Consider the following 13,377-nt stretch of genomic DNA (forward strand, 5'->3'; position numbering starts at 1 on the left):
TAGAGGCAATCAATGAAAAAGGGAAAACTAAAGATATATTTTGGCTATGCTGCTGGTGTTGGAAAAACATTTGCTATGCTCGAAGGGGCGCGTGAGGTTCAGAAATCTGGAATTGATGTTGTTTCAGGCTACATTGAACCTCATAATCGACCAGAGACCTCAAAATTAATTGAAGGGCTCGAAACCTTACCTTTAAAAAAAATAAATTATAAAGGAATTCAATTAAAAGAGTTCAATTTAGAAGAAGCTTTGATTCGTAGACCTCAGGTTATCCTAGTTGATGAATTAGCCCACACAAATTGCCATGGTTCAAGAAATAAGAAGAGATTTCAAGATATTGAAGAACTTTTGAAAGCAGGAATAGATGTTTTTACAACAATAAATATTCAGCATCTTGAAGGTCTAAATGATGTAATTGAAAAAATAACTGGGATTATTGTAAATGAAAAAATTCCTGATTACATATTTGAAGAGGCTGATCAAATTGAGCTAATTGATATTGAACCCGTTGATTTATTAGAACGACTAGATAAAGGAAAAATTTATCAGTTAAACAAAGTAAATCAAGCAAAAGAAAATTTTTTTACATTAGAAAAACTTATCGCCCTTCGGGAAATTGCTTTACGAAAAACTGCTGACCAAGTCAATAAGAGCGCTATTCGTAAAGCTCAAAATAAAAAAAGTATTTATGCAAAAGAACATGTTTTAGTATGTGTTTCAGCTTCACCCTCAGCCTCTCATGTTATTCATGCAGCTGCGAGACTTGCAGTTGCATTTAAAGCAGAATTTACGGCATTATATATCGGTGATTTAGAAAATTCTTCCAAAGAAGAAAAAGATAGACTGAGACAGAATTTACGTTTGGCTGAACAGTTAGGCGCAAAACTATCTGTCCTTTATGGAGATAATGTTTCTAAGCAAATTGTCGAATATGCTAAAATTAGTCAAATATCAAAGCTGGTAATTGGTAAAAGTGTACAAAGTTCATTTTGGAGTAGGGAAAATATTGTAGATCTTATAAGTCTGGAAGCGCCAGAGCTTGATATCTATGTCATTCCAAATGCAAGGGGACAACAAAAAAATACTTCTGGAACTTTGTATAATTTTAAAAAAATCCGGTTTTCATTAAGTGATTTATTGAAAACAATACTGATGCTAGCTCTTGTCACTTCGTGTGGGTTAGCCTTCAAATACTGGAACTTCAATGTTGCTAATATAATTATGCTTTATATTTTAGGAGTTCAGATTAATGCTATTTTTACAAAAGGAAGAATTTTTAGTCTCATTTCCTCAGTCTTATCTGTACTTTGCTTTAATTATTTTTTCACAGAACCTTATTACACTTTTGTAGCCTTTAGCTCTAATTATCCAATTACTTTCTTAATTATGTTGGCTGCTGGATTAATTACGTCGACATTAATCAAAAGAATTCAAGAACAAGTTCGAGTCTCTGCGGAAAAATCATATCGAACAGAAGTACTTTTACAAACGAATAAAGATTTAGCACAGGTTGATTCGGTAGTAGAAATTCTAGAAGCAACAGTTCAACAGTTAAAAAAATTACTTGATCGAGATATTGTGATTTATCCAATCAAAGATAAAGTTTTAGGAGATGAATCATATTTTTCAACTGAGTCTTCTAAGTATAATTTAGAAAAATACCAGAATTTTAATGAGAGAGGTGTAGCTGAGTGGGTAATGCACAATAATAAACGTGCAGGAGCAACGACCAATACATTATCAGCTGCTAATTACTTATATTTGTCAATTCGTGGGAAAAATCAATCTTTTGCGGTGATTGGTATCCTAATGAAGGATAAAAATGAGTTGGAAACATTTGAAAAATCTATAATTCTGGCTATATTAGGTGAAGCAGGATTAGCTTTAGAAAAAGAAATTCTTCGAGAAGTCCAACAAAAAAACGAAATTCAAATTGAGCAAGAACAGTTACGTGTAAATTTGTTACGTGCTATTTCACATGATTTAAGAACTCCACTTACTAGTATTTCTGGACATGCAAAATTACTGATGAAAAATGATAGCACAATAAATAAACTTCAAATTCAAGAATTATCAGCTTATATCTATGATGATTCAATGTGGTTGATTAATTTAGTTGAAAATCTTTTATCTATCACAAGATTGGATGAAAAAATAGAATTAAAGTTGGAAGCAAATATTATTGATGAAGTAGTTGAAGAAGCCCTTAAACATGTAGACAGGCATTTGGAACAGCATAAATTTAGTTTAAATTTAGCCGACGAACTCTTAATGGCAAAAATGGATGTGGCTCTTATGATACAAGTGATTGTAAACTTGATTAATAATGCAGTGAAATATACACCAATTAATTCTAAAATAGAACTACAAACCAAAAAAATTAATGATGAGTTAGTTCTTGAAGTTTCTGATAATGGGCCTGGCATTACTGATAAAGCTAAAGAAAAAATATTTGATTTATTTTATACTGACGAAAATCGGCAAGTTGATTCTAAGCGTGGTTTAGGTTTAGGACTTTCTTTGTGTAAAAGTATTATTTTAGCACATGGAGGACAAATTTATGTTAAAGATAATCAGCCAAATGGAGCAATTATTGGTTTCAAATTACCTTTAGAGGAGGTTTTAATTTCTGATGAACAATGATGATATAAAAATATTGATTTGTGAAGATGATTTGTCAATTAATAAACTCTTATCTTTGACAATGGAGGTTGAAGACTATAATTATGTAGCCGTTCAAAATGGAAAGGAAGCGTTAAGAAAAATTATCTCTCAGCGCCCAGATTTACTAATTTTAGATTTAGGCTTACCGGATATGGACGGAAAAGAGATTATTTCTAAAGTTCGTGGATTCTCTCAACTCCCAATTATCGTAGTCAGCGCCAGAGGAGAAGATGCTGATAAAATAGCAGCTTTAGATGCTGGTGCGGATGATTATTTGACAAAACCATTTAGTACTGATGAACTTTTGGCTCGACTTAGGGTAAGTTTGAGAAGAGCTAAGTTTTCTGGGAATAATCAAAATTTACTGACAGAAGTAACAACTTTTACTAATGGCTGGTTGAAAATAAATTATTTATCAAAGTGTGTTTTTGTAAATGAAAAAGAGATACATCTCACTCCTATTGAGTACAAACTTCTTTGTTTATTAGCAGAAAATTTGGACCGGGTGATGACCTACAACTATCTTGTCAAAGAAATTTGGGGGTATTATGAGGAAGATTTTTCAGCACTTAGAGTATTTGCAAATACGCTACGTAAGAAGATTGAACTTGATTCCAATTATCCAAAGATGATACAGACACATATTGGTGTCGGCTATCGAATGATAAAAATTGACTAAAAAGTACTGACAGATTCGTCAGTACTTTTTTTATGAGAATCTTTAGATTATCTTTATACGAACAACCCAATCTTTACACTCTTTTTATTTTTCAAGTGTTAAAATAATTTCAACATCAAGGAGGAGGAAAATATTTTGATGGATTTATTGATGCTTGGAGGATTAGTAGTAAGTTTTCTACTAATTCTGGCTCTAATAGCTTGGTGTGACAAGCAAATTAAAGAAATTTAGAAAGAAGTTTTTAAAATGTTTATTATTTTAGGGATTATTATCATGTTATTGGCGATTTATCTCTTTTATGCTCTGATTTATCCAGAGAGGTTTTAGGGGGAACAGATGTTACAAATTATTTTCGTATTGGCAGTGGCCATATTATTAATGATACCTACAGGTAAATACCTTTATCACATAGCAACAGATCAAAAGACCTTTGCAGATCCGGTCATGGATAAATTTGATGGCTTTATATATAAATTGATTGCTATGAAAAAACAGCCCATGACTTGGAAAAAATACGCGCTATCTCTAGTATTAACAAATGCTGTAATGGTTTTTATTGGTTATTTAATTTTGAGAATTCAAGAAATTCCCTTTCTAAATCCTAACCACATTGGGGCAATGGAGCAAAGTCTAAGTTTTAATACAGTAATTTCATTTATCACTAATACTAACTTACAAAACTATTCTGGAGAGTCTGCCCTTTCCTATATGAGTCAAATGATTGTCATTACCTTTATGATGTTTACATCAGCAGCTTCTGGTTTTGCAGCCTCAATGGCTTTCATTCGAGGACTGTCTGGAAAATACAAAGATATGGGAAATTTCTATTATGATTTTGTACGAGTGATTACTCGTGTATTACTTCCATTTTCTATTATTGGCGCTTTATTATTGATATCACAAGGCGTTCCTCAGACATTAGTACATAATTTAACAATTACAACCCTTGAAGGGAAAATGCAAGATATTGCTCTAGGCCCAGTGGCAGCACTTGAAATCATCAAACATTTGGGAACAAATGGCGGCGGCTTTTTTGCAGCAAATTCAGCAATGCCCTTTGAAAATCCAAATATTATTACAAATATAATTGAAATGATATCAATGATGTTATTACCTGGTTCGATATTATTTGCGTTTGGATATATGGTTTCAGATAGTCATCAAGAAAATAAATTATTAAATTCTCAATTAAAAAGTAAAAGAAGATTTTTCTTAGGAAAAGAGGCTCGACCATTATTTATCGTGATGAGTGTTTTATTTTTAATCGGGCTTACAATAATTATTTGGGCTGAGTCCAAAGGTAATCCTATTTTACAGCACCTAGGCTTAAGTCAAGCTATGGGTAACATGGAAGGGAAAGAAACTAGATTTGGCACAAATATGTCAGCTTTATTTACCGAAATTACTACTGCTTTCACAACAGGTTCTGTAAATAACATGCATGATAGTCTGGCACCATTAAGTGGTGGTATTGCCATGATTAATATGATGCTTAATCTTGTTTTTGGAGGAAAAGGCGTTGGATTAATGAATATGATTCTCTACGTTCTTTTGACAGTATTCATCTGTGGTTTAATGATTGGCCGAACTCCTGTTTACTTAGGGAAAAAAATTGAAGGAAAAGAAATGAAATTGACTGCTCTAGCAATTATCATACACCCTTTAATTATTTTAAGTTTTACGGCACTAGCCGTTTCTGTTTCCGCGGGTATTGCTGGAGTATCCAATCCTGGCTTTCACGGTTTATCGCAAATTGTTTATCAGTATACATCTTCGGCGGCGAACAACGGTTCGGGTTTTGAGGGGTTAAAAGATAATACCGCTTTTTGGAATATTACGACAGGAGTTGCTATATTTTTAGGCCGATATCTCATTTTAATTATTCAACTTGCGATTGCTTCATCATTAATGATGAAAAGGTCGGTAAATAATTCTGTAGGTTCACTTAAAACAGATAGTGGAACTTTCACCGTCGTTCTATTTGTAATAGTGATTGTAATATCAGCATTAACATTTTTACCAGTTTTGGTTCTTGGACCAATCGCTGAATCTTTAACATTATGAGGCTTATGATGATTTCTAAAAATAAAAAACTATTGAATCAAGAGATTCTAAAAAGTTCTATCAAAGGAGCTTTTATCAAACTTAATCCAGCATATATGATGAAAAATCCAGTCATGTTTGTCGTTGAGGTTGGATTTACTATTACATTAATTCTATCTATTTTTCCTAACTTATTTGGGACAGTTCAATCGTCAAGTCAAATTTATAATATAATTGTGACTTTAATCTTATTCTTAACAATTCTTTTTGCTAATTTTGCAGAATCTGTCGCTGAAGGCAGAGGAAAAGCTCAGGCGGAGAGCTTGAAAAAAACGCAAAAAAATATGAAAGCAAGAATTATTAATAAAGATAAAGCTACTAATCAGATTAAGGAAACTATTATTGATGCAATTGAGTTAAAAAAAGATGATTTAGTTCTAGTTAAAGCAGGTGAATTGATACCAAGTGATGGAGAAGTGATTGAAGGAATTGCTTCCGTCGATGAATCGGCAATAACAGGAGAATCTGCTCCTGTTGTAAAAGAATCTGGTGGTGACTTTGCCTCAGTAACAGGAGGAACAACTGTTTCAAGCGACTGGCTCAAGATAAAAATCACTTCTAGTTCAGGAGAATCATTTCTTGATAAAATGATTTCTCTTGTTGAAGGAGCCTCACGGAAAAAAACGCCAAATGAAATAGCATTAAATACTCTACTTGTGAGTTTAACTATTATTTTCTTAATAGTTATTGTGACACTCTACCCCATTGCTTCTTTTGTTCATGTGAAGTTAAGTGTAACGACACTCATTGCCTTAACGGTCTGCTTAATTCCAACAACAATTGGTGGCTTACTATCGGCAATTGGGATCGCTGGAATGGATAGAGTGACACGTTTTAATGTGATTGCAATGTCTGGTAAAGCAGTTGAAGCCAGTGGTGATGTGGATACTATGATTTTAGATAAAACGGGAACAATTACATTTGGTAATAGAATGGCCGCAAAATTTCTTCCAGTAAACGGTGTTTCTTTAGAAGAATTGACAGAAAATGCTGTTTTAACTTCATTGAAAGATGAAACACCAGAAGGCAAGTCTATTATTAGATTAGCAGAAGAACAAGAAGATAAGGACTTTATGACTCCAGCTGAAATGACTTTTGTAGAGTTCACCGCTCAAACAAGAATGAGTGGAGTTGATTTTCCGACAGGAAAGACAATTCGCAAAGGAGCAACAGATGCTGTGATTGATTATATTCAACAACAAGGAGGGGGAGTTCCTAATGATTTGAAGAGAATTACCGATGAAATATCTTCGGTAGGCGGCACCCCATTGGTAGTTTCAGAAGATTCAAAGATTCTGGGAGTTATCTATTTAAAAGATACAATAAAGCCAGGATTGGTAGAACGGTTTGCTCGTTTACGTGAAATGGGAATTAAAACAATTATGTGTACTGGTGATAATCCTTTGACGGCCGCAACGATTGCTCAAGAAGCTGGGGTTGATAGTTATATCGCTGAATGTAAGCCAGAGGATAAAATCAAAGCAATAAAAGTTGAACAAAACGATGGAAAAGTTGTTGCAATGACAGGGGATGGAACTAATGATGCACCAGCACTAGCACAAGCTGACGTTGGTATTGCAATGAATTCAGGGACAAGTGCGGCCAAAGAAGCAGCAAATATGGTAGATTTAGACAGTGATCCGACTAAAATTCTTGATATTGTAGAGATTGGTAAACAACTTTTAATTACAAGAGGAGCACTAACAACATTTTCTATTGCCAATGATATCGCCAAATATTTTGCGATTATTCCCGCAATGTTTATGCTTGCTATTCCACAAATTCATATTTTAAATATTATGAATCTTGCAACGCCTTCCAGTGCAATATTATCAGCATTAATTTTTAATGCAATAATCATTCCACTTTTAATCCCTCTAGCGATGAAGGGCGTAAAATATAAACCACAGCATTCGGATAAAATGCTGACACATAATATGTTAGTTTATGGTTTAGGGGGAGTTATTGCTCCATTCATTGGAATAAAAATTATTGACTTAATCATTGCTCCGTTATTGCACATGATTGGTCTTTAATGCTAAAAGGAGAAGTGATGAGAAAAATATTTAAAGAATTAAAAACACCTTTTCTAGTTACAGTGGTTTTTACAGTGATTTGTGGTCTTTTCTATCCATTGCTCATAACAGGTCTGGGACAAAGTATCTTTCCCTATCAGGCTAATGGTAGTCTTATCGTTAATAAAGGGAAAGTGATAGGATCTGAATTAATTGGGCAACAATTTTCTGATGAAGGATTCATGAAGGGACGTCCCTCAGCTGTTAATTATAATACTTATACTGCAAAAGAAAAATCTGAGGGTAAATATTTGGGAGTGGCTTCAGGCTCACAAAATTTATCACCTAGTAATCCCTTACTAAAAAAACGAGTAGAGAGTGATTTACAAAACTTTCTAAATAATAATCCGAGCATAAATAAAAAAGATATTCCTACAGATTTATTGACATCATCAGGTTCAGGCCTTGATCCTAGCATTAGCCAACAGAGTGCCCTGATTCAAATTCCTCAAATTTCGAAGTCTACAGGTATAAGCGTAGATAATTTGAAAAAAATTATTGATAAAAATACTCAAAATAAAACTTTAGGATTTCTAGGTGAAAAAACAGTCAATGTATTAAAAGTTAATCTTGAAATTTACAATCAATTAAGTGAAAAAAGTGATTAATAACGTAAAAAAAGAAAAAACTATAAATCACTATGATTTATAGTTTTTTTAGATATTCTCTTTTTATAAAAATAGTATGGAAAGATTTTAAGACTATCTTTCCAATTGTATACTTCTAAAAATAAGCATTTACTGATGGTAACATAAAAAGTAAGAAGTTTTAAATTAGCGATAAATTAAACCAAAAATGATTTAGAATACACAATTAGATAACAGAAAATCAACGGTCCTGGTTTATGAGAAATATTTTGGTGAGAATTATTCTAAGGAACCCTTTCAAAGAAGCTAAAAAATACCAGTGAAGTATTAACAATTTTTGAAATTTCTATCGAAAAAATTAATGGATTAGGACATGAAATGGAATAAAATCGTTTGGTTCAATTAACATATATATAAAACATGTTGGCAAAAAAATTAAAAAAATGTATAATATAGAGTACATGTAATTAATGTAACATTTTTATAATTAAAAAAAGTCTGATGAATAAGGTATTTAAACAGTTAGTTGTTTAAATATCATGATGTTCCGTAACATATTATAATAAGACTCCGAAAAATTAAGATTTTTCGGAGTCTTTTTGTGCTGAAAAATACATAATATGCCACTTATGATTCGTTACGATTCCCATACCATGACTTTTATTTACTTAATTGTTTTATTTTAAATACCTTTTTTTTTTCAGTATTTTTGTAAATGCTGTTTTAAGCGAATTGTTCATATATAAGTATAACAGAACAGTCACAGTACTTTCCGAAAAATCTTAATTTTTCTGAAAATTAGATTTTGATATTTTGAAAGGAAAAGCGATGGAAGAAAGTATATTTTATAAGAGAGTTAGAAAGCTAGCGACTGATTTAGGAAAATCATTTAATCAAATCGAAAAAGAATTAGGATATTCTCGAAATGCCTTAAGTAATTATAAAACACAAACCATGCCATCAGCCATTCGGTTATTAGAGTTAGCAGAGTATTTTGATGTAACACCAAGATATTTACTAGGGATGGATAAAATTTGTTCAAAAAATCATGAAGAAAGAGATTTTGCAGAGTTTCTTTTTAAAAGTCTTGATAAAAATCAAAAAATTGAAATATGTAAGTTTTCGCAAAACTGGATGTTGCAAGAATTAAAGGAGGAACAATCTCACAATTAAAAAGAATTTAGAGATTGTATGGAGTTTATTTATTATGATAATAAAAAATAAGATGGTAAAAAGACTTATAAGTACTTTTTTAATGTCATTATTGCTTGCATCAATGATGTTAGTAATTGGAGCTGGAAAGGTTTATGCTCAAGGTTCAGTTTCGAGTACGAGTCTACAGGTCTCTGCCGATGGTTCTGATTACTATATCATAGGTTCTGACTTTTATAATCACTTCGTTAGGCCTACAACCGTTGACTTAGCGAAAAATAAAGTTGTTTATAATAAACAGATACTAACAGTATATAATGGCAGAATAGATAAATGGAAAATGTCTTTCTTGAATCAGGATTCATCAGGAAAATCCTGGTTCAAATTTTTATCTTATCCAGAAGCAACTAAAGGAGACATAAAAATTACTTATACAACGGATGGGATTAACTATTCTGATAGTAAACCAAGTCTAGAACAGCTCAAAGGCTACATGGTCGAGCTTCTTAAACCAATTGTATATCCAGATGATGCAAATAACCAAGAGAATGATATAGAGGTTTCTTTTCAACTTTCTCCTGATACTGATTACATATTGAGCAATTCCAATTTAAATAAACAGTTTATTCCTTTTAGCGGAGAGTACTGGTTACAAAATTATAGTCCTTATCCCTTTTTTACTGATCGAAATCAACTCCAATTCGTATACCCAGATTATTCTAAAGGAGTAATGGTGAAGTATGTTGATGAGGAAGGAAATGAAATTCATGATCCGCAAACTATTAGTGGTTCAAAAGGAGATGTTTATGACGCCAGTACAGATCAGTACAAATTGGTCTTAGATGGTTACACATTAGACACATCTAAACTACCACAAAATAGTATAGGAAATTTTAAAGAAGCGCTTCAAACAGTCACTTATGTTTATTCTAAAAATCCAGTGGTTGCAGCTGATGTGACAGTAAGATATGTAGATATAGAGAATAATCCTATTTCAGAAGATATCATTTTACAAGGAAATATTGGTGAAAACTATTATACTGATAAAAAAAATATTAAAGATTATACTCTAAAAGAAGTTCAAGGAAATTCATCAGGTCAGTTTTCAGAAAAGGCACAAACAGTTACTTATATATACAAAAAAAATGAGTTACCTATTGCTACAGGAAAAGTTGTTGTAAAATATATAGATACAGATGGAAAATCAATTTTAAAAGATGTTGTTAGAACTGGAACTGTTGGGGAAGATTATATAACTGAAGAAAAAAATATTTCTGGTTATACTTTTCAAGGAATTCGAGGTAATTCAAAAGGTAAATATACGGATAAAATTCAGACCATAACTTATGTTTATACTAAAAATCATATTATAAAACCAAAAGATGAATTAGTAAATTCTGGAACAAAAATAATAAATAAAACTAATCCAAAAGTTAAAAACTCCAGTTCTGAAAAATCCCAAAAACTACCTGAAACTGGTGAAAACAAAAAAAGGAGTATATTGTTTTTCATTAGTGGACTCACTCTTATAACTTTAGGGTCAACTATTATAGTATTTCGACATAAAAAAGAATAAATAAAAGGCTATCAAAGGCCTTTTTATTATTAATAGTCGAATATTGCTTACTGATTATGTTATGATAGAAAGATACAATTGGAGGAAGAAATAAATATATATGGTTCAGCTATCAGAATTAGCATCAGCACTTAATCAAACAGAAAGTAAGGGAGTATTTTCTAAACATCCTAAAGGTTTCGGATTTGTTCATCCAGAAGACTCAACAGATAAAACAAATGATATCTATATCGGTAAAAATGATACTAAATTTGCGATGGATGGGGATAAAGTTACCGTTAAAGTTACCTATCCTAAAACTGAAAAACGCGGTGCAAGTGGACAAATTACTAAAATAAATGAACGAGCCGTAGTTGATACGGTCGGGACTTACCGTTCTTTGTCAAATCGTCAAGTCAAAGCATTAGGATACAAAGGAAGAATAGAACTCTATAATGATCGAATTTCTGATACTTTATATATCAAACAACCTTTATCAGGGGTTCAAGAAGAAGATGTAGTAAGTCTTAAAATAACCCAATATCCAACCGATACCAAGACATTTGAAGGAAAAATTACAGGTATTATTGGACATAAAGGCGAAGTAGGACTAGATATTTTAGAAGTGCTTTGTGCTATGAAAATTCCACAAGAGTTCTCTTCTGAAACTTTAGCTGAGGCTGAGGCATTTTCCGAAAAATTAACTGATTCAGATTTGCAAGATCGTGAAGATTATCGGAATGAAATTACCTATACCATTGATGGAGATGATTCTAAGGATTTGGATGATGCCATCCACGTTAAAAAATTATCAAATGGACATTTTGAATTAGGAGTCCATATCGCTGACGTCAGTCATTATGTGACTGAGGGTTCTTCTTTAGATGAAGAAGCCTACTCACGCGCAACATCAGTCTATGTAACTGACCGAGTTGTTCCGATGTTGCCTGTTAAGTTATCCAATAATTTGTGTTCACTCAATGAAGCTCAAGAGCGACTAACAATGTCTTGTCTAATGGAAATTGATGACAAAGGTAAGATTGTCAGTTATAAAATATCACCTTCAGTCATAAAAACAACTTATCGAATGACTTATAATAATGTCAATAAAATGATTCATCAAGGACAAGAAGGTCATAGAGAAGCCCTTGAAAACTTCTATAAAATTACCGATTCGATTAAAGTAGCCGTTGAACTTCATGAAATTCTTGAAACAATGCGAAAAGACAGAGGAATGATTGAATTTGACGAGAGTGAAGCAAAAATTATTTTAGATGAAAAAGGTCATCCAATCGAAATTGTAAAACGTGATCGTGATACTGCAGAACGAATGATTGAATCCTTTATGCTGATGGCAAATGAAACTGTTGCCCTAGATTTTCAAAAGAAAAAACTACCTTCCTTATATCGAGTTCACGATAACCCTAAAGAGAAAGCTTTTGCTAAATTGATGGAAGCTGCTGCTAATGCTGGCTTTTCCTTAAATTCAGATTCTCATCAAGCCATTAATTTCTTTGCTGATGAGATTAAAGGAACAAGTTCTGAAAAGGCATTGACTTATCAACTTCGACATACGATGTCAACAGCGGTTTACTCTGAAAAAAATACAAAACATTTTGGGCTCGCAGCGACTAACTATACGCATTTCACAAGCCCAATTAGGCGTTATCCTGATTTAATTATCCATCGTTTATTACATTTATATCCTTCTGACCATTCTAACCGTACTAAAGACGAATGGAAAGAACGTTTACCTGAAATTGCTAGCCATTCTTCTGATATGGAACACCGTGCGGTCGTCACTGAACGAATTATTGATGCAATGAAAAAAGCAGAATATATGTCAGAGCGGATTGGAGAAGTTTACACTGGTACAATTACAGGACTGCAAAAATTTGGAATCTTTGTTGCATTAGATAATACAGTTGAAGGTTTAATTCGTGTACCTAATTTACATACTGGGACTACAGAAGAACTTGAATTTGATGAAGAAGCAAGTATTTTTACAGGAAAAAAATCAGAAACAGTCTATCAAATAGGACAAGAAATAAAAATTCGTGTTATTGCTGCTAATAAACGAAAAGGAACAGTTGATTTTGAACAAATTGCTCCTGAATAAAGCCAGTCTACTATTATGTCGAATAAATAAAGGACTAATAAGATAAATTAAACTATTGAAATTTAAATATTTTCGAGTAAAATACCAGTATTTACTGGTATTTTTATTATGCTAAACAACAAGATAGATATTTTGTTAAAATAAATGTTGACTTTTAAAAATATAAGTATTATAATTCAGATAATTAAGAATTAACAAACAAGAGATGAAAGAGTAGTCTTAGGTATCAGTTGAGAGAGCCTTGTTGCTGAGAAAAGGTCTGATAATGGGATGAACCATACTCATCGCTATCTTACTCACATTATTATGTGAGCGTTAGCTGCGTTAATGCTAAGTTGTTATAACTTACCGAGGTCACTTTTGTGAAAAAGTGATAAATTAAGGTGGAACCACGATTAAACCGTCCTTTAAGCCAAGTGCTTTTAGGCGTTTTTTTTATATTA

9 protein-coding genes are annotated in these 13,377 nt (G+C 32.3%); all 9 read left to right on the plus strand.

Going from position 1 to position 13,377, the window contains the following annotated elements:
- Positions 1–12 precede the first annotated feature (12 nt).
- Positions 13–2,643, plus strand: a complete 2,631-nt coding sequence (locus tag IAE51_RS01185; RefSeq protein ID WP_085624371.1) for a sensor histidine kinase KdpD — start codon at positions 13–15, stop codon at positions 2,641–2,643.
- On the plus strand, positions 2,633–3,343 hold the full coding sequence (locus IAE51_RS01190) for a response regulator transcription factor (protein ID WP_058203809.1): 711 nt from the start codon (positions 2,633–2,635) through the stop codon (positions 3,341–3,343). The genes IAE51_RS01185 and IAE51_RS01190 overlap by 11 nt, the downstream gene beginning before the upstream one ends.
- A gap of 246 nt (positions 3,344–3,589) precedes the next feature.
- On the plus strand, positions 3,590–3,670 hold the full coding sequence (gene kdpF / locus IAE51_RS12400) for a K(+)-transporting ATPase subunit F (RefSeq protein ID WP_072285303.1): 81 nt from the start codon (positions 3,590–3,592) through the stop codon (positions 3,668–3,670).
- Between the two features lie 9 nt (positions 3,671–3,679).
- Positions 3,680–5,407 (plus strand): potassium-transporting ATPase subunit KdpA, encoded by a 1,728-nt coding sequence (locus IAE51_RS01200; RefSeq protein ID WP_200094534.1) that lies wholly within the window; start codon positions 3,680–3,682, stop codon positions 5,405–5,407.
- 8 nt (positions 5,408–5,415) lie between these two features.
- Positions 5,416–7,482 carry a potassium-transporting ATPase subunit KdpB gene (gene kdpB / locus IAE51_RS01205; protein ID WP_103054739.1) on the plus strand — a complete coding sequence of 689 codons (2,067 nt, stop codon included), beginning with the start codon at positions 5,416–5,418 and terminating at the stop codon, positions 7,480–7,482.
- A gap of 17 nt (positions 7,483–7,499) precedes the next feature.
- Complete coding sequence (locus IAE51_RS01210) at positions 7,500–8,129, plus strand: K(+)-transporting ATPase subunit C (RefSeq protein ID WP_033899568.1); 630 nt, start codon at positions 7,500–7,502, stop codon at positions 8,127–8,129.
- A gap of 807 nt (positions 8,130–8,936) precedes the next feature.
- Positions 8,937–9,281 (plus strand): helix-turn-helix transcriptional regulator, encoded by a 345-nt coding sequence (locus IAE51_RS01215; protein WP_021721680.1) that lies wholly within the window; start codon positions 8,937–8,939, stop codon positions 9,279–9,281.
- A gap of 34 nt (positions 9,282–9,315) precedes the next feature.
- Positions 9,316–10,836 carry a MucBP domain-containing protein gene (locus IAE51_RS01220; RefSeq protein WP_058206567.1) on the plus strand — a complete coding sequence of 507 codons (1,521 nt, stop codon included), beginning with the start codon at positions 9,316–9,318 and terminating at the stop codon, positions 10,834–10,836.
- Positions 10,837–10,936: 100 nt separating this feature from the next.
- Positions 10,937–12,934 carry a ribonuclease R gene (gene rnr / locus IAE51_RS01225; RefSeq protein WP_103054740.1) on the plus strand — a complete coding sequence of 666 codons (1,998 nt, stop codon included), beginning with the start codon at positions 10,937–10,939 and terminating at the stop codon, positions 12,932–12,934.
- The last annotated feature ends 443 nt before the right edge of the window (positions 12,935–13,377 follow it).

Origin of the sequence: Lactococcus sp. S64 (assembly GCF_016516525.1) — a bacterium.
GTDB lineage: Bacteria > Bacillota > Bacilli > Lactobacillales > Streptococcaceae > Lactococcus > Lactococcus lactis.

Bases quoted from the DNA above. Each gene is read 5' to 3' on its own strand.
- IAE51_RS01185 (WP_085624371.1), top strand. From the start codon at position 13: ATGAAAAAGGGAAAACTAAAGATATATTTTGGCTATGCTGCTGGTGTT.
- rnr (WP_103054740.1), top strand. From the start codon at position 10,937: ATGGTTCAGCTATCAGAATTAGCATCAGCACTTAATCAAACAGAAAGT.
- IAE51_RS01190 (WP_058203809.1), top strand. From the start codon at position 2,633: ATGAACAATGATGATATAAAAATATTGATTTGTGAAGATGATTTGTCA.
- kdpB (WP_103054739.1), top strand. From the start codon at position 5,416: ATGATTTCTAAAAATAAAAAACTATTGAATCAAGAGATTCTAAAAAGT.
- IAE51_RS01210 (WP_033899568.1), top strand. From the start codon at position 7,500: ATGAGAAAAATATTTAAAGAATTAAAAACACCTTTTCTAGTTACAGTG.
- IAE51_RS01200 (WP_200094534.1), top strand. From the start codon at position 3,680: ATGTTACAAATTATTTTCGTATTGGCAGTGGCCATATTATTAATGATA.
- IAE51_RS01220 (WP_058206567.1), top strand. From the start codon at position 9,316: ATGATAATAAAAAATAAGATGGTAAAAAGACTTATAAGTACTTTTTTA.
- IAE51_RS01215 (WP_021721680.1), top strand. From the start codon at position 8,937: ATGGAAGAAAGTATATTTTATAAGAGAGTTAGAAAGCTAGCGACTGAT.
- kdpF (WP_072285303.1), top strand. From the start codon at position 3,590: ATGTTTATTATTTTAGGGATTATTATCATGTTATTGGCGATTTATCTC.